This window comes from Mycobacterium sp. 5-140-3-2 (assembly GCF_035666375.1).
In the GTDB taxonomy this organism is placed as follows: Bacteria; Actinomycetota; Actinomycetes; order Mycobacteriales; family Mycobacteriaceae; genus Mycobacterium; species Mycobacterium intracellulare.
In genome coordinates this window covers 4,783,374-4,806,819 of sequence record NZ_CP142025.1, presented here as the reverse complement: position 1 = coordinate 4,806,819, position 23,446 = coordinate 4,783,374, and the positions used below count along the sequence as shown (strand labels likewise).

At 69.0% G+C, this 23,446-nt stretch carries 16 protein-coding genes; 10 read left to right on the top strand and 6 right to left on the bottom strand.

The features are described from left to right. Positions 1-22 precede the first annotated feature (22 nt). The 5 genes from P6281_RS22495 to P6281_RS22475 all read right to left on the bottom strand — a co-directional run bounded on the left by P6281_RS22495 (position 23) and on the right by P6281_RS22475 (position 4,396). Positions 23-883, bottom strand: a complete 861-nt coding sequence (locus P6281_RS22495) for a cyclopropane mycolic acid synthase family methyltransferase (protein WP_008260900.1) — start codon at positions 881-883, stop codon at positions 23-25. An 88-nt stretch (positions 884-971) separates the two neighbouring features. After that, complete coding sequence (locus tag P6281_RS22490) at positions 972-1,820, bottom strand: alpha/beta fold hydrolase (RefSeq protein ID WP_263646913.1); 849 nt, start codon at positions 1,818-1,820, stop codon at positions 972-974. A gap of 59 nt (positions 1,821-1,879) precedes the next feature. Continuing rightward, entirely contained in the window at positions 1,880-3,226 is a 1,347-nt protein-coding gene (locus tag P6281_RS22485) for an ABC1 kinase family protein (RefSeq protein WP_020823622.1), read from the bottom strand. A gap of 40 nt (positions 3,227-3,266) precedes the next feature. Next, on the bottom strand, positions 3,267-3,851 hold the full coding sequence (locus P6281_RS22480; RefSeq protein WP_014381146.1) for a DinB family protein: 585 nt from the start codon (positions 3,849-3,851) through the stop codon (positions 3,267-3,269). 23 nt (positions 3,852-3,874) lie between these two features. Continuing rightward, on the bottom strand, positions 3,875-4,396 hold the full coding sequence (locus P6281_RS22475; protein ID WP_008260895.1) for a DinB family protein: 522 nt from the start codon (positions 4,394-4,396) through the stop codon (positions 3,875-3,877). Positions 4,397-4,479: 83 nt separating this feature from the next. Here P6281_RS22475 and P6281_RS22470 point away from each other — a divergent pair, with 83 nt between their 5' ends. The 6 genes from P6281_RS22470 (at position 4,480) to rplL (ending at position 12,016) form a co-directional block, all read left to right on the top strand. Further along, positions 4,480-8,658, top strand: coding sequence for an NEW3 domain-containing protein (locus tag P6281_RS22470; protein ID WP_238963984.1), 4,179 nt, complete (start codon positions 4,480-4,482; stop codon positions 8,656-8,658). Then, positions 8,655-9,272, top strand: coding sequence for a DUF7158 domain-containing protein (locus P6281_RS22465; RefSeq protein ID WP_008260892.1), 618 nt, complete (start codon positions 8,655-8,657; stop codon positions 9,270-9,272). The genes P6281_RS22470 and P6281_RS22465 overlap by 4 nt, the downstream gene beginning before the upstream one ends. Positions 9,273-9,276: 4 nt before the next feature. Further along, positions 9,277-10,197: an ROK family protein gene (locus P6281_RS22460; protein WP_014381144.1), complete on the top strand. Its 921-nt coding sequence runs from the start codon at positions 9,277-9,279 to the stop codon at positions 10,195-10,197. 39 nt (positions 10,198-10,236) lie between these two features. Further along, positions 10,237-10,689, top strand: coding sequence for an anthrone oxygenase family protein (locus tag P6281_RS22455; protein ID WP_008260890.1), 453 nt, complete (start codon positions 10,237-10,239; stop codon positions 10,687-10,689). Between the two features lie 257 nt (positions 10,690-10,946). Then, complete coding sequence (gene rplJ, locus P6281_RS22450; protein WP_014381143.1) at positions 10,947-11,579, top strand: 50S ribosomal protein L10; 633 nt, start codon at positions 10,947-10,949, stop codon at positions 11,577-11,579. A 44-nt stretch (positions 11,580-11,623) separates the two neighbouring features. Continuing rightward, positions 11,624-12,016 (top strand): 50S ribosomal protein L7/L12, encoded by a 393-nt coding sequence (gene rplL / locus P6281_RS22445; RefSeq protein WP_008260886.1) that lies wholly within the window; start codon positions 11,624-11,626, stop codon positions 12,014-12,016. Positions 12,017-12,065: 49 nt separating this feature from the next. Here rplL and P6281_RS22440 read toward each other — a convergent pair whose 3' ends face one another. Beyond that, the gene (locus tag P6281_RS22440) at positions 12,066-12,755 is read right to left on the bottom strand and encodes a TetR/AcrR family transcriptional regulator (RefSeq protein ID WP_036459705.1); all 690 of its coding nucleotides are present in this window, start codon (positions 12,753-12,755) and stop codon (positions 12,066-12,068) included. Between the two features lie 71 nt (positions 12,756-12,826). Here P6281_RS22440 and P6281_RS22435 point away from each other — a divergent pair, with 71 nt between their 5' ends. The 4 genes from P6281_RS22435 to P6281_RS22420 all read left to right on the top strand — a co-directional run bounded on the left by P6281_RS22435 (position 12,827) and on the right by P6281_RS22420 (position 23,431). Continuing rightward, positions 12,827-14,329, top strand: coding sequence for a carotenoid oxygenase family protein (locus P6281_RS22435; protein ID WP_014381141.1), 1,503 nt, complete (start codon positions 12,827-12,829; stop codon positions 14,327-14,329). Between the two features lie 171 nt (positions 14,330-14,500). Further along, positions 14,501-15,511 (top strand): ABC transporter ATP-binding protein, encoded by a 1,011-nt coding sequence (locus P6281_RS22430; RefSeq protein WP_008260873.1) that lies wholly within the window; start codon positions 14,501-14,503, stop codon positions 15,509-15,511. A 406-nt stretch (positions 15,512-15,917) separates the two neighbouring features. Continuing rightward, complete coding sequence (rpoB, locus tag P6281_RS22425; protein ID WP_324738525.1) at positions 15,918-19,436, top strand: DNA-directed RNA polymerase subunit beta; 3,519 nt, start codon at positions 15,918-15,920, stop codon at positions 19,434-19,436. Positions 19,437-19,480: 44 nt separating this feature from the next. After that, entirely contained in the window at positions 19,481-23,431 is a 3,951-nt protein-coding gene (locus tag P6281_RS22420) for a DNA-directed RNA polymerase subunit beta' (RefSeq protein ID WP_009957074.1), read from the top strand. Positions 23,432-23,446 lie beyond the last annotated feature (15 nt).

Here is a 23,446-nt window from a genome sequence, read left to right as displayed (position 1 = left end):
CAAACTCTACTTTCCGCCGACGCTACTTGGTGAGCGTGTACTGGGCCACGTTCGAGATGCCTTTGCGGAAAAGGTTCGCGCAGCCCGTCAGGTAGCGCATGAAGCGGTCGTAGACCTCTTCGGACTGGATGGCGATCGCGCGGTCGCGGTTGGCCTCCAGGTTGGCCGCCCAGGTGTCCAGCGTCCGGGCGTAGTGCGACTGCAGGTATTGCGTCTGCTCGAGGCCGAAACCGCTGGCTCGCGAAAGGTCGACGATGTCGGCTTCGCCGCACATCTGCCCGCCGGGAAAGATCTCCTTGCCGAGGAAGTGCAGGAAGCGCAGGTCCGACATCGTGATCTTGATGCCGACTTCCTTCCAGTGCGATTGCGGGTAGGTGAAGATGCTGTGCATCAGCATCCGGCTGTCGTTGGGGAGGGTTTCATATGCCCAGTCCCAGAACGCGGGCCAGCGTTCCTTTTTGAACGCGTCGAAGGCCTCGAAGCTGATAATCCGGTCGACGTGCTCGTCGAATTCTTCCCACCCCTGCAGCCGGGCCTCGGCGCGCCGCGTCGTCGGGATCGCGGCCAGCCGCGCCTTGGTGCGCGTGTAATGGTTGCGGCTGAGCGTGATGCCGATGACATTGACGTCGTATTTCTCCAGCGCCCGGACCACGGCCCCGCCCCAGCCGCACCCGACGTCGAGCACCGTCATGCCCGGCTCGAGGTTCAGCTTGTCCAGCCCCAGGTCCAGCTTGGCCAGCTGCGCCTGTTCCAAGGTCATGTCGTCGTCTTTGAAATACGCGCAGGTGTAGACCATGTTTGGGTCGAGGAACAACGCGAAGAAGTCGTCCGAAATGTCGTAGGTAGCCTGCGACTCTTCGTAATACGGCTCCAGCTTCACCATTGCGACACCCACCCTCCTTCGACAACCGTACAACCCTGCGGCATGGACTGAAAATGCGGGGAAATGTTTCTGCGGAATGCCTTTTGGCTCAACACGCCCTGGCGAAATTGTTAGTCAGCACGCCGATCACCTGATCCCACAACTGCTGTGGCAGATCATGACCCATCCCGTCGAATAACACCAATCGGGCGCCGTCGATGGCCCGGGCCACCGCGCGGCCACCGAAGGGCCGCATCAGCTTGTCCGCCCGGCCGTGGATCACCACGGTCGGAGCGACGGTGCCGTGGTTGTAGCGCCGCAGGCTGCCGCTGCCCAGCACCGCGGCGAAGTGCCGCGCCACGCCCTGCGGGTAGTAATTGCGGTCGTACCCCTCGGCGGCCTCGGCGCGGGCCTGCTCGTCGGGCACCCGGTAGCGCGGGCTGCCGATGATCTTGCCGACCCGCACGGCGTTGTCGACGATCACCTCGCGCGGCGAGTTCGGCGGCGGCCCCTTCAACAGGGCCAGCAGCGCGCGCGGTGCCGGCGGCGGCAACAGAGCCGCGTTGTTGCTGGAGAAGATGATCGCCAGGGATTGGGTCCGCTCGCGGAATCGCGCGGCGAAGATCTGGGCGATCATGCCGCCCATCGACGCCCCGACGATGTGGGCGCGTTCGATGCCCAGATGATCGAGCACGGCCGCCGCGTCGTCAGCCATGTCCTCGAGCTTGTACACCGCCCGGCTGGGCAGACCGAGCCAGGACCGGACCAACCGCGTCGCCAGCGGCTGTCCCGAGCTGCCGTACTGGGTCTTGCTGGACAGGCCGACGTCTCGATTGTCGTACCGGATGACGCGCAGCCCTTGGTCGATCAGCTTTTGGCAGAACGCGGTTCGCCACAGCAGCAGCTGGGCCCCCAGCCCCATGATCAGCAGGACGGGCGGGTCGTCGACGTCGCCCATGTCCTCGTAGTACAGCTTCAGGTCGCCTGATATGGCGTATCCCGTGCGGACCTGCACGCCTATACCTCGACGTCCGAGGAGTGCTCGCGGCTGACTTCGACCATGAAGTTCGCGAAATACCCCGTCAGTTGCGGATCCGACATCATCTGCCACTTCGGCGCCAGCAGCTTCATGTACCGCTCGACGTAGAGGAACTGCTTGCCGATCAGCACCAGCTCGCGGGGCAGCTTGACGTCGTAGGCGTCGGCCAGCGCCGACAGCTGCCGGCCGATGTCGGCGTAGGACATGTCGCCCAGCGTCTGCATGGTCAGCGGGGTGGCGAACTTTTCCAGATCCTTGGCGGCCTGGGCCTCGGGCTTCATGGTGCCGACGGCCCCCATCAGCACCACGATCTTGCCCGCCGCGGCATGGTCCTTCTTGACCAGCAGCGCGTACACCAATTCGCGCAGCAGCCACCGGGTGCGGGGATCGATGCGGCCCATGATCCCGAAGTCGAAGAACACGATCCGGCCCTGATCGTCGACGTAAAGGTTGCCCGCGTGCAGGTCGCCGTGGAACAGCCCGTGCCGCAGCCCACCTTCGAACAGCGAGAACAGCAGCGCCTTGACCAGCTCGACGCCGTCGAACCCGGCCTTGCGGATGGCGGCGACGTCGTCGATGCGGATGCCGGACACCCGCTCCATGGTCAGCACCCGGTCGCTGGTGAAGTCCCAGTACACCTGCGGCACCCGGATGTTGCGGCCCAGCGGGGAGGCGTGCAGGTGCGAGACCCACGCCTCCATCGACTGCGCCTCCAGCCGGAAATTGAGCTCCTCGGCCAGGTTGTCGGAGAAGTCGGCCACGACGTCCTGCGCGGACAGCCGGCGGCCGAGCTTGGCCACCTCGACGGCCTGGGCGAAGCGCTTGAGGATCTGCAGGTCGGCGGCGACCCGGCGGCGAATGCCCGGCCGCTGGATCTTGACGACGACCTGCTCGCCGCTGTGCAGGGTCGCGTAGTGCACCTGGGCGATCGACGCCGACGCGAACGGTTCCTCGTCCCAGCTGGCGAACAGCTCGGACGGGTCGGCGCCGAGCTCCTCGATGAACAGCTTGTGCACCTCGCCGGGGTCGGCGGGCGGCACCCGGTCCAGCAGGCCGCGGAACTCCCGGGACAGCGATTCGCCGAACGCCCCCGGGCTCGACGCGATGATCTGCCCGAACTTGACGTACGTCGGTCCCAGGTCGGCGAAGGTCTGGGGGAGCTGCCTGATCACCTTCTGCTGCCACGGACCCCTGCCGGGCAGCTTGGTGACGATGCGAGCGGCGGAGCGGGTGACCTGCCAACCGGTCACCGCTACCCGGGCCGCTTCGACCGGCAACGGCACCCGGTCGAGCTTGGCCACCTCTCGATGCTTGGTAGAACTCATTCCAGCAGTCTGCCAAACCGGTGCTGGCAAGTCCCAATCTCTACTGGTGCCGGTGCCCGCCTCGCCACGGCTGCACCCACCCCTCGATCGCCCAGCCTTCGTGCCCGGCGATCAGCTCGTACATGGTCGCGCCGTCGATCGTCTCCCGGACGATGTCGGCGTGACCGGCGTGCCGCGCCAGCTCGTTGATCACGTGCAGGATCACCCAGCGCACCGACCACGCCCGCTGGTCCTTGGGGAACCAGGGGATGTCGCGCGGCACGGGCACCGCGGCGTCGAGGTCCGCGGTCTCGACCAGCCGCAGCGACGTCGCGTTCTGCGCCTCGAACGCCCGCAGCAGCCCGTCCAGCGTCTCGTCGGGACCCATCACATGCTGGTCGGCGAACTCCTTGCTGATCTGCTCGAACGGACGGGTGTCCTTCGGCGGCGCGTCGGGCGCGGCGGCGACGCGGGTCATCCAGCTGTGCTGCATCCCCGTGGCGTGCTTGACCAGCCCGCCGATCGACAGCGCGCTGGCCGACGGCGTGGAGCGGGCCTGTTCGTCGGTGAGGCCGTAGCTGACGGCGAAGTACGCGCTTTGGTGGAACGCCAGGAATTCGCGCAGGGCGCTGCGTTCATCGGACACCGGTGGTGCGAGGGCGGGCATTGTCAATCCATCCTGTTGTGAACGTAAAGGTCGCGCAGGCAAGCGATTTCGGCGCCATGGTGGATCGCTTCCCGATTGATGTGCAAGACCAGCGCGCTCAGCGGATAGTCGGCGTACGGCCCTTCGGCCGCGCCGCAGCGGCGGGTCAGGTCGGCGGCGGACAGCGACCGTACACCGTTGATCCACACCGCGTACGTCTCGTCCAGTTGCCGCAGGGCGGTGGCGGCGGTGGTGGCGTAGTTCCAACTCTGGTAATCGGCGGACGGTCCACCGAAATGGTGATGGGCACGCATCGCGAACACCCCGACAATCACGTGTGCCATGCGCCACGCGATCGTGGTGAACGGTGCCGGGCTGGGCGCCGGGAACGCGAAGTCGATCGACCCGTCCGGGTGCACCGTCCAGCAGTGGGGCACCGGCTGCCAGAAGTACTCGTCGTCGGTCAGGCCGCCCAGGCGAGGGCGCAGCTGGTTGCGCCAGTGCCAGTCGAGTTGGTCGGCCAGTTGGGCGCTCAGATCTGCCATGGCACCGAGCTTTCCACCAATGCGACGGGTTCGCGGTCAGGCGACGGGTTTCTCGGTTGGCCGCGCCGCCGTAAAGTGCGGGGATGCAGCTGGTTTCGGCGGAGTCGACGGAGCTTTTCGTCGGGCCGCCGGAAGCCCCGCTGCAGCTGGCGCGCGTCACCGTCGCCGGGGTGGGCGAGCCGAGGCGGGTCCGCATCGACGGGGACGGCCTGACCGGGGAGGCGGTCGCCGATATCGGCGACGAGCTCGTCGAGGTCCCCGTCACCCTGGACCGTCCGGTGGTCGGCGAGCGACGGTCCGCGCGGGTGCGCGCCGGGCGCGCGGACCTGCCGTTCGAGTTCACGGTCGCCGAGCCCGGCTGGACCATGTTCATGGTCAGTCACTTCCACTACGACCCGGTGTGGTGGAACACCCAGGGCGCCTACACCAGCGAATGGACCGAGGATCCGCCGGGGCGGGCCCGGCAGACCAACGGCTTCGAGCTCGTGCACGCCCACCTGGAGATGGCCCGCCGCGAGCCCGAGTACAAGTTCGTGCTCGCCGAGGTGGACTACCTCAAGCCGTACTGGGACACCCGCCCCGAGGACCGCGCCGACCTGCGCCGGTTCATCGCGCAGGGCCGTGTCGAGGTGCTGGGCGGCACCTACAACGAACCGAACACCAATCTCACCAGCCCGGAAACGACCATCCGGAACCTGGTGCACGGCATGGGTTTTCAGCGCCACGTCCTGGGTGCCGACCCGGCGACCGCGTGGCAGCTGGACGTGTTCGGCCACGACCCGCAGTTCCCGGGCCTGGCCGCCGACGCCGGCCTGACGTCGAGTTCGTGGGCCCGGGGACCGCACCACCAGTGGGGCCCGATGCACAGCGACGGCGGACTGGGCGGCATGCAGTTCTGCAGCGAGTTCGAGTGGATCTCGCCGTCGGGCCGCGGCCTGCTCACCCACTACATGCCCGCGCATTACTCGGCGGGGTGGTGGATGGACTCCGCGACCACGCTGCGCGAGGCCTCCGACGCCACGTACGAGCTGTTCGATCAGCTCAAAACGGTGGCGCTGACCCGCAACGTGCTGCTGCCCGTCGGCACCGACTACACGCCGCCCAACACATGGGTCACCGCGATCCATCGCGACTGGGCCGCCCGCTACACCTGGCCGCGATTCGTGTGCGCGCTGCCGCGCGAGTTCTTCGCGGCGGTGCGCGCCGAGCTGGCGCAGCGCGGGTGTGAGCCGTCGCCGCAGACCCGGGACATGAACCCGATCTACACCGGCAAGGACGTGTCCTACATCGACACCAAACAAGCCAACCGGGCCGCCGAGAACGCCGTGCTGGCGGCCGAGCGGTTCGCGGTGTTCGCGGCCCTGGCGACCGGCGCCGACTACCCGCATGCGGCCCTGGCCAAGGCGTGGGTGCAGCTGGCCTACGGCGCGCACCACGACGCGATCACCGGGTCGGAATCCGACCAGGTCTACCTCGACCTGTTGACCGGCTGGCGCGACGCGTGGGAGCTGGGCCGCACGGCCCGGGACGCCTCGCTGGCGCTGCTGTCCGGGGCGATCGAGGGCGACGTCGTCGTGTGGAACCCCCTGGCGCACCCACGCACCGATCTCGTCACCGCGCGCATCGATCCGCCGCTGCCCGCGGGCGTGCGGGTGCTGGACGCCGACGGCGCCGAACTGCCCGCGCTGGTCGAGCACGACGGGAGCTCGGTCACCTGGCTGGCCCGCGATGTCGGGTCGCTGGGCTGGCGGGCCTACCGGCTGGCACCCGCCGACCAAGCGGCCGGCTGGGCGGCGGTGCCGGGATCGGTGATCGCCAACGAGCACTACCGGCTCGAGGTCGACAAGGCCCGCGGCGGGGCCGTCGCCTCGCTGATCGACTTGTCTGCCCAGGGGGGCCGCGAGCTGATCGCCGAGGGCCGGGTGGGCAACGAGCTCGCCGTCTACGAGGAATACCCGTCGCACCCCACGCAGGGCGAGGGACCGTGGCACCTGCTGCCCAAGGGGCCGGTGGTGTGCTCGTCGGAATCGCCGGCGCGGGTGCGGGCCTTTCGCGGACCCCTCGGTGAGCGGGTGGTGGTCCGCGGTCGGATCGGCACGCTGCTGCGCTACACCCAGACCCTGACGCTGTGGCGGGGCGTCGCGCGGGTGGACTGCCGCACCACCATCGACGACTTCACCGGCGCCGATCAGCTGGTGCGGCTGCGCTGGCCGTGCCCGGTGCCGGGCGCCATGCCGGTCAGCGAAGTCGGCGACGCCGTCGTCGGCCGCGGTTTCGCGCTGCTGCACGACGGGCCGCGCGCGGTGGACACCGCCCGGCACCTGTGGGCCCTGGACAACCCGGCGTACGGCTGGTTCGGCCTGTCCTCGGCCGCCCGGGTCCGGGTGTCGGGGGCCGGGGTGCGGGCGATCTCGGTCGCCGAGGTGGTGTCTCCGGCGGAGGCGGTGTCCGGGCCGCTGGCGCGCGCGCTGATGGTGGCGCTGGTCCGCGCCGGAGTCACGGCCACCTGCAGCGCCGCGGACAAGCCCCGCTACGGCCACCTGGAGGTGGATTCCAACCTGCCCGACGTGCGGATCGCGCTGGGCGGGCCGGACCGCAACGCCTTCACCGAGGCGGTGCTGGCCCACGCCGATGCGGTGTACGCCCGGGAACTCGACCGCCAGCTGGCGGCGACCGGCCGGGCCCGGGTCTGGGTGCCGGCCGAGACGCCGCTGGCCGCGGTGTGGGTGCCCGGCGCCGACCTGCGTGGACTGCGGGCGCTGCCGGTGCTGGTCGTCGACGGCCGCGCCGACGAGGACCTGCGCGCGGAGATCGCCGCGCTGGCCGACGATCTCGGTGACGCCGAGATCGTCGCGCAGCGGCCCGCGTCGGGAACGGAGGCGTTCGAGGACCGCACCGTCGCCCTGCTCAACCGCGGGGTGCCCAGCTTCGCCGTCGACACCGAGGGCACCCTGCACACCGCGCTGATGCGCTCGTGCACCGGCTGGCCGTCGGGCATCTGGATCGATGACCCCCGCCGCACCGCGCCGGACGGCTCCAACTTCCAGCTGCAGCACTGGACCCACGATTTCGACTACGCGTTGGTCAGCGGCGACGGCGACTGGCGGCGCGCGGACATCCCCACCCGCAGCGCGCAGTTCGCGCAGCCGCTGCTCGCCGTCGCCGGGGGCCGGCGGCCCGGTGCGCTGCCGCCGGTCGGTGCGCTGCTGCGCGTCGAGCTCGCCGACTCGGTCCACCTGGCGGCCCTCAAGGCGGCCGGCGATCCGCTGACCGCGGGCCGCGCCGCGCCGGTCGACCCGCACTCGATCGCCCTGCGGTTGGTGGAGACGACCGGGGCGGGCGCGCGGGTGACGCTTAGCTCGGACGTCGCGGCGATCAGCGACCTGCGGGCCGCCGACCTCCTGGAGGCTCCCGAGGGGCGGCTGGATTCGGTCGACCTGCACGGCTACCAGGTGGCGACCGTGCTGGCCCGGTTCGACCTGCCCGCGACGCTCGCGGACGCCGCCGCCCTGGCGCCGAACGCCGAGGCCGCCCAGCCGCTCTACGCCCGCTATTGGCTGCACAACCGCGGGCCCGCGCCGCTCGGGGGCCTGCCCGCGGTCGCCCACCTGCACCCGTCGCAGATCAGTGCGCAGCCCGGCCGCGACGTGACGGTGCGTCTGACCGCGGCCAGCGACTGCAGCGACGCCACGCTGCGCGGCGGGGTCGTCCTCGCGTGCCCGGACGGCTGGTCGGCCACGCCCGCCGAGCTGCCCTTCACCCTGTGCAGCGGCGGCCACCTGGAGGCCGACGTGGTGGTGTCGATCCCGCCGACGGCAGAACCGGGCCTCTACCCCGTCCGGGCACGGCTGCGCCTCACCGGCGAACACATCCCCGCCCCCTGGCGGCAAGCGGTCGAGGACGTGTGCGTGGTCGCGGTGGGCGGCGCGGCGGTCGACCCGGGCGGGCTGGTCTACCTCGCCGACGGGCCGCGCGAGGTCACGCTGCGACCCGGCGAAGCGGGTGAGGTGACCGTCACCGTCGGCACCCACGCCCGGGCCGATTTGGCGCTCGAGGCGCATCTGATCAGCCCCTGGGGCACGTGGGAATGGATGGGACCCGCCGCCCTCGGCGCGGTCCTGCCCGCCGGCGGCACCGTCGGCCTCGGCTTCCGGGTGACCCCGCCGGCCTGGCTGGGACCCGGGCAATGGTGGGCGCTGGTGCGCATCGGCTGCGCCGGGCGGCTGGTCTACTCGCCCGCGGTCCGGGTGACGGTGACATGAGCGGCCACCCTGTCGCGACCGTCGCCGGCATCCCCGTGTCGTGCGCGGAGGTCGACGCGGCCGAAACGCGGCTGCGCGCGGGGCGGGGAGCGGGCGCACTGCCGGCCGCGGGCACCAGCGAGGGCCGCCAACTGCGACGCTGGCTGACCCAGCTCATCGTGACCCGGCGGGTGGTCGCCGCCGAGGCGGACGCGCGCGGGCTGGACCCGCGCGAAGCCCCGACCGAGACGGAGCTGCTGCCCGACGTGACCGCACGGCTGGAGATCGGCAGCATCGCCGCGGCCGTACTGGCCGACCCGCGCGCCCGGGCGCTGTTCGCCGACGTCACCGCCGACGTGCACGTCACCGACGACGAGGTGGCCGCCTATCACGCCCGCAACCCGCTGCGCTTCGCCGCGGCACGACCGGGTGAAAACGGCTGGCGCACAACGGCGTTGGCCGCTCCACCGCTGGCCGAGGTGCGATCGGCGATCGCCGAGCAGCTGCGCGGCGCCGCCCGGCGGCGCGCCTTCCGGCTGTGGCTGCACGCCCGCCGCGCCGAGCTGGTGCGGCTCGCGCCCGGCTACGAGCATCCCGGCGACCCCCGCCAACCCGACAACACCCACCGGCACTGAGACCATGCCAACCCTCTGCCTGGACATCGGCGGCACCAAAATCGCCGCCGCTCTGGTCGATTCGGCCGGCGCGCTGGTGCACAGCGCGATCCGCCCCACCCCGGTCACGACCGCCGCCGGCGACGTGTGGGCCGTCGTCGAGGCGATGATCGCCGACGCGGTGCGCGCGGCCGACGCCCCGATCACCGCCGTCGGCATCGCCTCGGCCGGGCCGATCGACCTGCACACCGGATCGGTCAGCCCGATCAACATCGCGGGCTGGGACCGTTTCCCGCTGCGCGACAGGGTCGCCGCCGCGGTGCCCGGGGTGCCGGTGGTGCTGGGCGGCGACGGCCTGTGTATGGCGTTGGGCGAGCACTGGATCGGGGCGGGCCGCAGCGCGGGGCCGGACGCCCGGTTCCTGCTGGGCATGGTGGTCTCCACCGGGGTGGGCGGCGGTCTGGTGCTCGACGGCGTCCCCTACGCCGGGCGCACCGGCAACGCCGGCCACGTCGGGCACATCGTCGTCGAACTGGACGGGCCGCCGTGCACGTGCGGCGGCCGCGGCTGCGTGGAGACGGTGGCGTCCGGGCCGTGGATGGTGCGCTGGGCGCGCGACAACGGGTGGGCGGCGCCGCCCGGCGCGGGCGCCAGGGACCTGGCCGTCGCGGCGGCGGCCGGAGACCCGGTGGCCCGGCGGGCCTTTCACCGATCGGCCAACGCGCTCGCCGCGATGATCGCCTCGGTCGGCGCGGTCTGCGATCTGGACCTCGTCGTGATCGGGGGAGGGGTGTCCAAATCCGGGCCGCTGCTCTTCGACCCCCTGCGGGCGAAGCTGGCCGACTACGCGGGGCTGGACTTCCTGTCCGGGCTGCGGGTGGTGCCCGGCGAGCTCGGCGGTGCGGCCGGCCTGATCGGCGCGGCCCGCCTCGCGGCCCTGGGCTGACGCGGCGCACGCCGCGCCCGGCTTTCTACGCTGACTGGCATGAACCACAGCATCGACGCGCTCGCGGTCGTGATCACCGGCCTGCTGGTGGGCGTGGAGCTGGCGGTCGCGGTGTTCTTCCACCCGCTCATCGTGCGGCTGCCCGACGACGCCTTCCGTGCGGCCCGCGTCGGCGCCGCCCGATCGCTGGGCACGACGATGCCGTTCTGGTACGCGCTGAGCCTGTTGCTGTTGGTGGCGCTGGCCATCAAGGAGCGGGGCGCGGCGCGCGACTGGCTGTACGGTGCCGCCGGCGCCCTGATGGTGTTGGTCGTGCTGCTGACGGTCACGCTGCTGGTGCCGATCAACAACCGCATCGCCAAGTGGCCGGCCGCCGGTGAGCTCTCGCGTGACCTCGCGGCCCGGTGGGATCGGCTGCACCGGCTGCGGGTGGCCCTGCTGCTGGCGGTGTTCGTCCTGCTGACCCTCGGCGTCACCCGCGCGGTCATCTGAGCCGGCGTCCGGGGTCGCCGTTTTGGCTGACCGCGCAGGCCACGCTATTGTGTTAGCCGTTCCACCGAAGACCGTCGGTCACCGAGCAATCGGTCGAAGGTCCGGGAGTATCCCGGCGGCCCACGCAGGAGGACGAGGCATGACGCCGGCTCGCGCCGGCGTGTTTGTACGCCCCGGCCGTTTCCTGCGCCGGGGCGTTCGTCGTTTTCGGGGGAATCGAGACGACACGTCGCATGACTTCACTTCAGGAGGTAGGCATGGCCAGGGCTGACAAGGCCACCGCCGTTGCGGACATCGCCGAGCAGTTCAAGGAATCGACCGCTGCCCTGGTCACCGAGTACCGCGGCCTGACGGTCGCCAACCTGGCCGAGCTGCGGCGCTCGCTGGGCGCGTCGGCCACGTACTCGGTGGCCAAGAACACGCTGGTCAAGCGTGCTGCGTCGGAAGCCGGGGTCGACGGCCTCGACGAGCTCTTCGCCGGCCCGACGGCCATCGCGTTCATCACCGGGGAGCCGGTCGACGCCGCCAAGGCCATCAAGACCTTCGCCAAGGAGCACAAGGCGCTGGTCATCAAGGGTGGCTACATGGACGGCCGCGCGCTGACGGTCGCCGAAGTCGAGCGCATCGCCGACCTCGAGTCGCGCGAGGTGCTGCTGGCCAAGCTGGCCGGCGCGATGAAGGGCAACCTCGCCAAGGCGGCCGGGCTGTTCAACGCCCCGGCGTCGCAGGTCGCCCGGCTCGCGGCCGCGTTGCAAGAGAAGAAGGCCGCAGAGGGACCGGCGGGGCCAGCAGCTTCCGAGGCCGCTGCCGAGCCCGCCGCGGAAGCCGCCCCGGAACCCGCTTCGGAAGCACCCGCCGAGCCTGCGGAAACCCCGGCCGAAGCCGAATAACAACCACCCCGGAACCTGGGAAAAACAAGGAAGGACCCACACCCATGGCAAAGATGTCTACCGACGACCTGCTCGACGCGTTCAAGGAGATGACGCTCCTGGAGCTCTCCGACTTCGTCAAGAAGTTCGAGGAGACCTTCGAGGTCACCGCGGCCGCCCCGGTCGCCGTCGCCGCGGCCGGCCCGGCCGCCGGTGGCGCGCCCGCCGAGGCCGCCGAGGAGCAGTCGGAATTCGACGTGATCCTCGAGTCCGCCGGCGACAAGAAGATCGGCGTCATCAAGGTGGTCCGCGAGATCGTCTCCGGCCTGGGCCTCAAGGAGGCCAAGGACCTGGTCGACGGCGCGCCCAAGCCGCTGCTGGAGAAGGTCGCCAAGGAGGCCGCCGACGAGGCCAAGACCAAGCTCGAGGCCGCCGGCGCCACCGTCACCGTCAAGTAAGTCACTGCGCGCAGGCCCCCGGGATCGAGGTCCCGGGGGCTTCGTGCGCTCAGCGCGCGCCCATCGCGGTCTGCAGCGACTGCGCCACCTGCTCCGGTGAATCACCAAGGGCCACAAGCAGGTTCGACGTCATCGACCCCAGCACCGGGACGACGGCCGAGCTGTCGTCGCCGTAGTAGCCGGCCAGTTCCAGCATGACGAAGCCGTGGATCAACGCCCAGAACTGGGCCGCGGTCGCCACCACGGACGCGTCGTCGACACCGTCTTTCACGGCGCCCGCGGGTTTGATGCGGCCGGCCACCGCGCACCGGTGCACCCCGCGCACCACGTGAGCGAAGCTCGGGTAGTCGCGCTCGATCTCGGCGACCGTCAGCGTCAGGACGTTGTGGGCGGGCGCGTTGATGCCGTGCGCGCTGGTGCTGCCGAACATCAGCCGATACACGTGCGGGCGCTTGATCGCGTAGCGGCGGTAGGCCGCCCCGATCATGAACAGATCGGCGACCGGGTCGGCGGTGTGCGGCACGGTCAGCGCGGCGTCGAACTGGCGCAGGCCCTCCTCGGCCACCTCGGCGATGAGCCCCCGCATCCCGCCGAAGTGGGTGTAGACCGCCATGGTGGAGGTCCCCGCGGCGCCGGCCACCTTGCGCGTCTGCAGGGCGTCGGGGCCGTGCTCGTCGAGCAGGCCGACCGCCGCGCGCAGCATCTCCTCGCGAACGCTGCGCTGAACGTCTGAAGTCATCGTTGCCATCTTCTCATCGGGGGCGTACGGTGCCAATAACGCTGAAATAACAATGTTATAGGAGGTCAGCCATGGCGACCACGACAACCGCCAAGCCCGGCAACCCCTACCTCGAGGACTTCCTGGCGCCGGTGAGCGCGGAGGTCACCGCCACCGACCTCAAGGTCACCGGACGCATTCCCGAACACCTCGACGGGCGCTACCTGCGCAACGGGCCCAACCCCGTCGCCGAGGTGGACCCCGCCGTCTACCACTGGTTCAGCGGTGACGGCATGGTGCACGGGGTGGCGCTGCAAGGCGGGCAGGCCCGCTGGTATCGCAACCGATGGGTGCGCACCGCCCACGTCTGCACCGCACTCGGCGAGCCGGCGCCCAGCGGGCTGAATCCGCGGGCCGGCATGCTCTCCGTCGGCCCCAACACCAACGTGCTCAGCCACGCCGGCCACACGCTCGCGCTCGTCGAGGGGGGCGGGGCGAACTACCGCCTCACCGACGAGCTGGACACCGAGGGGCCCTGCGACTTCGACGGAACCCTGTTCGGGGGATACACCGCCCATCCGCACGCCGACCCGCGGACCGGCGAATTGCACGCGGTGTCCTACTCGTTCACCCGCGGGCGGACCGTGCAGTACTCGGTCATCGACACCCAGGGCCGGGCGCGGCGCACCGTCGACATCGAGGTGGGCGGGTCGCCGATGATGCACGACTTCTCGCTGACCGACAAGTACGTGGTGATCTACGATCTGCCCGTCACGTTCGACCCCGTTCAGGTGATGCCGGCGAACGTGCCCCGTTGGCTGAGCCTGCCGGCCCGCCTGGTGATGCAGTCGCTCATCGGGCGCGTGCGGCTGCCCAGCCCGATGGCGACGGCGATCAATCGCAACCAGCGGCCGACCAGCCGGATGCCGTACCGGTGGGACGACAACTACCCGGCGCGCATCGGGGTGATGCCCCGAGAGGGCGGAAATCGGGACGTGCGCTGGTTCGACATCGAGCCCTGCTACGTCTACCACCCGCTTAACGCGTACTCCGAGATGCGCGACGGCACAGAGGTTTTGGTGCTCGACGTGGTGCGCTACGCGCGGATGTTCGACCGTGACCTGCGCGGTCCCGGCGACAGCCGGCCGACGCTGGACCGCTGGACCGTCAACCTGGCCACCGGGACGGTGACCAGCGAACGCCGCGACGATCGCCCCCAAGAATTCCCGCGCATCAACGAGACCTTGCTGGGCGGGCCGCACCGGTATGGCTACACCATCGGCACCGAGGGCGGTTACCTGTCCGGCGGGCGATCCGAGATGTCGACCGCCGTGTACAAGCACGACTACGCGACCGGATCCGCCACCGCTGCCGATCTCGATGCGTGCCTTTTGCTCGGCGAGATGTCGTTTGTGCCCAATCCCGCACCGGGCGCCGAGGATGACGGCATCCTCATGGGGTTCGGCTATCACCGCGACCGCGACGAGGGCCAACTGGTCTTGCTGGACGCGCAGACGCTCGAGCACGTCGCCACCGTGCATCTGCCGCAGCGGGTGCCGATGGGATTCCACGGCAACTGGGCGCCGGCTGGCTAACACGTGCGTCAAATAAGTTGCGCCATCGGGGCTTCCGGCTGATCTCGGGACGGCCAATTTTTCCCCGCTGTGTGCCGCAACCCTGATGCCGTGTGGCAGGCGTGCGCTACAGTGACTCATGCCACACAAAAGGGCAGGTGGCAGGCATGAGTGTCGACGGAAGGATTTCCCATGGGCGTCGCAATCGAGGTGAATGGACTCACGAAGTCCTTCGGTTCCTCGAGAATCTGGGAAGACGTGACGCTGGAAATCCCCGCCGGGGAGGTCAGCGTCCTGCTGGGGCCGTCGGGTACCGGCAAATCGGTTTTCCTGAAGTCACTGATCGGTTTGTTGCGCCCCGAGCGCGGCTCGGTCGTCATCGACGGCACCGACATCCTGCAGTGCTCGGCCAAGGAGCTCTACGAGATCCGCACGCTGTTCGGCGTGATGTTCCAGGACGGCGCGCTGTTCGGGTCGATGAACCTCTTCGACAACGCTGCCTTCCCGCTGCGCGAGCACACCAAGAAGAAGGAAGGCGAGATCCGTGACATCGTCATGGAGAAGCTGACCCTGGTCGGCCTCGGCGGCGACGAGAAGAAGTTCCCCGGTGAGATCTCCGGCGGTATGCGCAAGCGCGCCAGCCTGGCCCGCGCCCTGGTGATGGACCCGCAGATCATCCTGTGCGACGAGCCCGACTCCGGTCTGGACCCGGTTCGTACCGCCTACCTGAGCCAGCTGATCCTCGACATCAACGCCCAGATCGACGCCACGGTGCTGATCGTCACGCACAACATCAACATCGCCCGCACGGTGCCGGACAACATGGGCATGCTGTTCCGCCGCAAGCTGGTCATGTTCGGCCCCCGCGAGGTGCTGCTGACCAGTGACGAGCCGGTCGTGCGGCAGTTCCTCAACGGCCGCCGCATCGGGCCGATCGGCATGTCGGAGGAAAAGGACGAAGCGACCATGGCCGAGGAGCAGGCGGCGCTGGACGCCGGACAGCATGCGGGCGGTGTAGAGGAGATCGAGGGCGTGCCGCCGCAGATCGTCGCATCGCCCGGCATGCCGGAACGCAAGGCCGTCGCCCGCCGCCAGGCGCGGGTGCGCGAGATCCTGCACACCCTGCCCAAGACCGCTCAGACCGCCATCCTCGACGACCTCGAAGGCACCCACCGGTACCGCGCACACGAGATCGGCGAATGAGGGGCGCCGGGCCGGCGGGTTCCGTGATAACTCCGCGTAACACTCCCGGCCCGCCCTCTTGACGACGGGCCCTAAACGAGCCAGTCTGTTGGGCAGCATGTACCTGAACAGTCCGAGGGAAGTCGAGATCGCCAGCCAGCGTCGATGTCCCTGGACCCCCAGGGCTGGGAAGTTGAGGAATGCGCCGTCCTGCGCTATTGTTGGACGTTGCGCTGGCTACCTCCTGCCCACCTCACCCGCCACCTGACACCGTGGTCTAAGCCTGAGCCCCCTACGTGGCTTAGTTCTTTAGTTGCGCGCGTGAGATCCGGACAGTTCGTTCGCCGGCCGAACCGACACAATTCGCGGCGAGCTGGCCGGTGGTCCCGGCCTTCGTGAGTCGCACGAGGTGCTGGAAGGATGCATCTTGGCTGATTTCCGCCAGAGCAAGACGGATCGCCCACAAAATTCCTCTAACGGAAGTTCGTCGAACGGCTCCGTGCCCGGAGCGCCCAACCGAGTTTCCTTCGCCAAGCTCCGCGAGCCCCTCGAGGTTCCGGGCCTGCTTGACGTGCAGATCGACTCCTTCGAGTGGTTGATCGGCGCGCCGCGGTGGCGCGAGGCGGCCGCCGCGCGCGGCGACGGCAAGCCGGGGGTCACCCCGGTGGGCGGCCTCGAAGAGGTGCTCTTGGAGCTCTCGCCGATCGAGGACTTCTCCGGCTCGATGTCGCTGTCGTTCTCCGACCCGCGCTTCGACGAGGTCAAGGCGCCGGTCGACGAGTGCAAAGACAAGGACATGACGTACGCGGCCCCGCTGTTCGTCACGGCCGAGTTCATCAACAACAACACCGGCGAGATCAAGAGCCAGACGGTGTTCATGGGTGACTTCCCGATGATGACCGAGAAGGGCACCTTCATCATCAACGGCACCGAGCGCGTCGTGGTCAGCCAGCTGGTCCGCTCGCCCGGTGTGTACTTCGACGAGACCATCGACAAGTCGACCGAGAAGCTGCTGCACAGCGTCAAGGTGATCCCCAGCCGGGGCGCGTGGCTGGAGTTCGACGTCGACAAGCGCGACACCGTCGGCGTGCGCATCGACCGCAAGCGCCGCCAGCCGGTCACCGTGCTGCTCAAGGCGCTGGGCTGGACCAACGAGCAGATCACCGAGCGCTTCGGCTTCTCCGAGATCATGATGTCGACGCTGGAGAAGGACAACACCGCCGGCACCGACGAGGCGCTGCTGGACATCTACCGCAAGCTGCGTCCGGGCGAGCCGCCGACCAAGGAGTCCGCGCAGACCCTGCTGGAGAACCTGTTCTTCAAGGAGAAGCGCTACGACCTGGCGCGTGTCGGCCGCTACAAGGTCAACAAGAAGCTCGGCCTGCACGCGGGCGAGCCGATCACCAGCTCGACGCTGACCGAGGAAGACGTCGTCGCCACCATCGAGTACCTGGTGCGCCTGCACGAGGGCCAGCCCACGATGACCGTCCCCGGCGGCATCGAGGTGCCGGTGGAGACCGACGACATCGACCACTTCGGCAACCGCCGCCTGCGCACCGTGGGTGAGCTGATCCAGAACCAGATCCGGGTCGGCATGTCGCGGATGGAGCGCGTCGTCCGCGAGCGGATGACCACGCAGGACGTCGAGGCCATCACGCCGCAGACCCTGATCAACATCCGGCCGGTCGTCGCCGCGATCAAGGAGTTCTTCGGCACCAGCCAGCTGAGCCAGTTCATGGACCAGAACAACCCGCTGTCCGGTCTGACCCACAAGCGCCGCCTCTCGGCGCTGGGCCCCGGCGGTCTGTCCCGTGAGCGCGCCGGCCTGGAGGTCCGTGACGTCCACCCCTCGCACTACGGCCGGATGTGCCCGATCGAGACCCCGGAGGGTCCCAACATCGGTCTGATCGGCTCGCTGTCGGTGTACGCGCGGGTGAACCCGTTCGGGTTCATCGAGACCCCGTACCGCAAGGTGGTCGACGGTGTGGTCACCGACGAGATCCACTACCTGACCGCCGACGAGGAGGACCGCCACGTCGTAGCGCAGGCCAACTCGCCGATCGACGCCAAGGGCCGGTTCGAGGAGTCGCGCGTCCTGGTCCGCCGGAAGGCGGGCGAGGTCGAGTACGTGCCCTCGTCCGAGGTGGACTACATGGACGTGTCGCCGCGCCAGATGGTGTCGGTGGCCACCGCGATGATCCCGTTCCTCGAGCACGATGACGCCAACCGTGCCCTGATGGGCGCCAACATGCAGCGCCAGGCGGTTCCGCTGGTGCGCAGCGAGGCGCCGCTGGTGGGCACCGGCATGGAGCTGCGCGCGGCGATCGACGCCGGCGACGTCGTCGTCGCGGACGAGGCCGGGGTGATCGAGGAGGTCTCCGCCGACTACATCACCGTGATGGCCGACGACGGCACCCGGCACACCTACCGGATGCGCAAGTTCGAGCGGTCCAACCACGGCACCTGCGCCAACCAGTCGCCGATCGTCGACGCGGGCGACCGCGTCGAGGCCGGCCAGGTGATCGCCGACGGTCCGTGCACCGAGAACGGCGAGATGGCGCTGGGCAAGAACCTGCTCGTGGCGATCATGCCGTGGGAGGGCCACAACTACGAGGACGCGATCATCCTGTCCAACCGTCTGGTTGAGGAGGACGTGCTCACCTCGATCCACATCGAGGAGCACGAGATCGACGCCCGCGACACCAAGCTGGGCGCCGAGGAGATCACCCGGGACATCCCGAACGTCTCCGACGAGGTGCTGGCCGACCTCGACGAGCGCGGCATCGTGCGCATCGGCGCCGAGGTCCGCGACGGCGACATCCTGGTCGGCAAGGTGACCCCGAAGGGTGAGACCGAGCTGACCCCGGAGGAGCGGTTGCTGCGGGCGATCTTCGGCGAGAAGGCCCGCGAGGTCCGCGACACCTCGCTGAAGGTGCCGCACGGTGAGTCCGGCAAGGTCATCGGCATCCGGGTGTTCTCCCGCGAGGACGACGACGAGCTGCCGGCCGGTGTCAACGAGCTGGTCCGCGTCTACGTGGCGCAAAAGCGGAAGATCTCCGACGGCGACAAGCTGGCCGGACGGCACGGCAACAAGGGTGTGATCGGCAAGATCCTGCCCCAGGAGGACATGCCGTTCCTGCCGGACGGCACTCCGGTGGACATCATCCTGAACACCCACGGGGTGCCGCGACGGATGAACATCGGCCAGATCCTGGAGACCCACCTCGGGTGGGTCGCCAAGTCCGGCTGGAACATCGAGGGCTCACCCGATTGGGCGGTGAACCTGCCCGAGGAGCTGCGGCACGCGCAGCCGGACCAGATCGTGTCGACGCCGGTGTTCGACGGCGCCAAGGAGGAGGAGCTTGCGGGCATGCTGTCCTGCACGCTGCCCAACCGCGACGGCGAGGTCATGGTGGACGGCGACGGCAAGTCGGTGCTGTTCGACGGCCGCAGCGGCGAGCCGTTCCCGTACCCGGTGACCGTCGGCTACATGTACATCATGAAGCTGCACCACCTGGTGGACGACAAGATCCACGCCCGCTCCACCGGCCCGTACTCGATGATCACCCAGCAGCCGCTGGGCGGTAAGGCGCAGTTCGGTGGCCAGCGCTTCGGTGAGATGGAGTGCTGGGCGATGCAGGCCTACGGCGCGGCGTACACGCTGCAGGAGCTGTTGACCATCAAGTCCGACGACACCGTCGGCCGGGTCAAGGTGTACGAGGCGATCGTCAAGGGCGAGAACATCCCGGAGCCGGGTATCCCCGAGTCCTTCAAGGTGTTGCTCAAGGAACTGCAGTCGCTGTGCCTCAATGTCGAGGTGCTGTCCTCGGACGGCGCGGCGATCGAGTTGCGCGAAGGCGAGGACGAGGACCTCGAACGGGCCGCGGCGAACCTGGGAATCAACTTGTCCCGCAACGAATCCGCGTCCGTTGAGGACCTCGCCTAACAAACGTTTTCAGTTACTAAACCCGCAGGGGGAAAGGGAGTTACGTGCTCGACGTCAACTTCTTCGATGAACTCCGGATCGGTCTGGCCACCGCGGAGGACATCAGGCAATGGTCTTACGGCGAGGTCAAGAAGCCGGAGACGATCAACTACCGCACGCTGAAGCCCGAGAAGGACGGCCTGTTCTGCGAGAAGATCTTCGGACCGACTCGCGACTGGGAGTGCTACTGCGGCAAGTACAAGCGCGTCCGCTTCAAGGGCATCATCTGTGAGCGCTGTGGCGTCGAGGTGACCCGCGCCAAGGTGCGTCGCGAGCGGATGGGCCACATCGAACTGGCCGCGCCCGTCACGCACATCTGGTACTTCAAGGGCGTGCCGTCGCGGCTGGGGTACCTGCTCGACCTGGCGCCGAAAGATCTCGAGAAGATCATCTACTTCGCCGCCTACGTCATCACCTCGGTCGACGAGGAGATGCGCCACAACGAGCTCTCGACGCTCGAGGCCGAAATGATGGTGGAGCGCAAGGCCATCGAGGACCAGCGCGACGCCGACCTGGAGGCCCGCGCCCAGAAGCTCGAGGCCGACCTGGCCGAGCTGGAGGCCGAGGGCGCCAAGGCCGACGCGCGCCGCAAGGTCCGCGACGGCGGCGAGCGCGAGATGCGTCAGCTGCGCGACCGGGCCCAGCGTGAGCTGGACCGGCTCGAGGAGATCTGGACGACCTTCACCAAGCTGGCTCCCAAGCAGCTGATCGTCGACGAGAACCTCTACCGCGAGCTGATCGACCGCTTCGGTGAGTACTTCACCGGCGCCATGGGCGCGGAGTCGATCCAGAAGCTGATCGAGAACTTCGACATCGACGCCGAGGCCGAGATCCTGCGCGACGTCATCCGGAACGGCAAGGGGCAGAAGAAACTTCGCGCCCTGAAGCGGCTCAAGGTGGTCGCCGCCTTCCAGCAGTCGGGCAACTCGCCGATGGGCATGGTGCTCGACGCCGTCCCGGTGATCCCGCCGGAACTGCGCCCGATGGTCCAGCTCGACGGTGGCCGGTTCGCCACCAGCGACCTCAACGACCTGTACCGCCGGGTGATCAACCGGAACAACCGCCTCAAGAGGCTGATCGACCTCGGCGCGCCCGAGATCATCGTCAACAACGAGAAGCGGATGTTGCAGGAGTCCGTGGACGCGTTGTTCGACAACGGCCGTCGCGGCCGCCCGGTCACCGGACCCGGTAACCGCCCGCTGAAGTCGCTGTCCGATCTGCTCAAGGGTAAGCAGGGCCGGTTCCGTCAGAACCTGCTCGGCAAGCGTGTCGACTACTCGGGCCGCAGCGTCATCGTGGTCGGCCCGCAGCTCAAGCTGCACCAGTGCGGTCTGCCCAAGCTGATGGCGCTGGAGCTGTTCAAGCCGTTCGTGATGAAGCGGCTGGTCGACCTCAACCACGCGCAGAACATCAAGAGCGCCAAGCGCATGGTGGAGCGCCAGCGTCCCCAGGTGTGGGATGTCCTCGAAGAGGTCATCGCCGAGCACCCGGTGCTGCTGAACCGCGCGCCCACCCTGCACCGGCTGGGTATCCAGGCCTTCGAGCCGATGCTGGTGGAAGGCAAGGCAATTCAGCTGCACCCGCTGGTGTGTGAGGCGTTCAACGCCGACTTCGACGGTGACCAGATGGCGGTGCACCTGCCGCTGTCCGCCGAGGCGCAGGCCGAGGCCCGCATCCTGATGCTGTCCTCGAACAACATCCTGTCGCCCGCGTCGGGCCGTCCGCTGGCCATGCCGCGTCTGGACATGGTGACCGGGCTGTACTACCTGACCACCGAGGTCGACGCCGCCTTGGGCGAATTCAAGCCCGCCGCCAAGGACGAGCCCGAGGTCGGGGTGTACTCCTCACCGGCCGAGGCGATCATGGCGTCCGACCGTGGCGTGCTGTCGGTGCGGGCCAAGATCAAGGTGCGGCTGACCCAGCTGCGCCCGCCCGCCGAGATCGAGGCCGAGCTGTTCGGCGCCAACGGCTGGCAGCCGGGGGACGCCTGGATGGCCGAGACCACGCTGGGCCGGGTGCTGTTCAACGAGCTGCTGCCGGTGGGCTATCCGTTCGTGAACAAGCAGATGCACAAGAAGGTGCAGGCAGCCATCATCAACGACCTGGCCGAGCGCTACCCGATGATCGTGGTCGCGCAGACCGTCGACAAGCTCAAGGACGCCGGTTTCTACTGGGCGACCCGCAGCGGTGTCACCGTGTCGATGGCCGACGTGCTCGTGCCGCCGCGCAAGAAGGAGATCCTCGACCAGTACGAGGAGCGGGCGGAAAAGGTCGAAAAGCAGTTCCAGCGTGGCGCTTTGAACCACGACGAGCGCAACGAGGCGCTGGTGGAGATCTGGAAGGAAGCCACCGACGAGGTCGGTCAGGCGCTGCGTGAGCACTACCCGGCCGACAACCCGATCATCACGATCGTCGACTCGGGTGCCACGGGTAACTTCACCCAGACCCGGACGCTGGCCGGCATGAAGGGTCTGGTGACCAACCCCAAGGGTGAGTTCATCCCGCGTCCGGTCAAGTCGTCGTTCCGCGAGGGCCTGACCGTGCTGGAGTACTTCATCAACACCCACGGCGCCCGAAAGGGCCTGGCGGACACCGCGTTGCGTACCGCCGACTCCGGGTACCTGACCCGTCGTCTGGTGGACGTGAGCCAGGACGTCATCGTCCGCGAGCACGACTGCGAGACCGAGCGGGGCATCGTCGTCGAGCTGGCCGAGCGTCAGCCCGACGGCACCCTGATCCGCGACCCGTACATCGAAACCTCGGCGTACGCACGGACTTTGGGCACCGACGCGGTCGACGAGGCCGGCAAGGTCGTCGTCGCTCGCGGCGAGGACCTGGGTGACCCGGAGATCGAGGCGCTGCTGGCGGCCGGCATCACGCAGGTCAAGGTGCGCTCGGTGCTGACGTGCACCACCGGCACCGGGGTGTGCGCGACCTGTTACGGGCGGTCCATGGCCACCGGAAAGCTGGTCGACATCGGCGAGGCCGTCGGTATCGTCGCGGCCCAGTCCATCGGTGAGCCCGGTACGCAGCTGACCATGCGGACGTTCCACCAGGGTGGTGTCGGTGAGGACATCACCGGCGGTCTGCCCCGGGTCCAGGAGCTGTTCGAGGCCCGCATCCCGCGCGGCAAGGCGCCGATCGCCGACGTCACCGGGCGGGTCCGCCTCGAGGAGGGCGAGCGCTTCTACAAGATCACCATCGTTCCCGACGACGGGAGCGAGGAGGTCGTGTACGACAAGCTCTCCAAGCGGCAGCGGCTGCGCGTGTTCAAGCACGAAGACGGTTCCGAGCGGGTGCTCTCCGACAACGACCACGTCGAGGTGGGCCAGCAGCTGATGGAAGGCTCGGCCGACCCGCACGAGGTGCTGCGCGTGCAGGGCCCCCGCGAGGTGCAGATCCACCTGGTCCGCGAGGTCCAGGAGGTCTACCGCGCGCAGGGTGTGTCGATCCACGACAAGCACATCGAGGTGATCGTTCGCCAGATGCTGCGCCGCGTCACCATCATCGACTCGGGCTCGACGGAGTTTTTGCCCGGCTCGCTGATCGACCGCGCGGAGTTCGAGGCGGAGAACCGCCGGGTGGTGGCCGAGGGCGGCGAGCCCGCCGCCGGCCGTCCGGTGCTGATGGGTATCACGAAGGCGAGCCTCGCCACCGACTCGTGGCTGAGCGCGGCGTCGTTCCAGGAGACCACGCGAGTGCTGACCGATGCGGCGATCAACTGCCGCAGCGACAAGCTCAACGGTCTGAAGGAGAACGTGATCATCGGAAAGCTGATCCCGGCCGGTACCGGCATCAACCGCTACCGCAACATCCAGGTGCAGCCGACCGAGGAGGCCCGGGCCGCCGCGTACACGATCCCGTCCTACGAGGATCAGTACTACAGCCCGGACTTCGGCCAGGCCACCGGCGCCGCGGTTCCGTTGGACGACTACGGCTACAGCGACTACCGGTAGTTTCTGCGACAACGA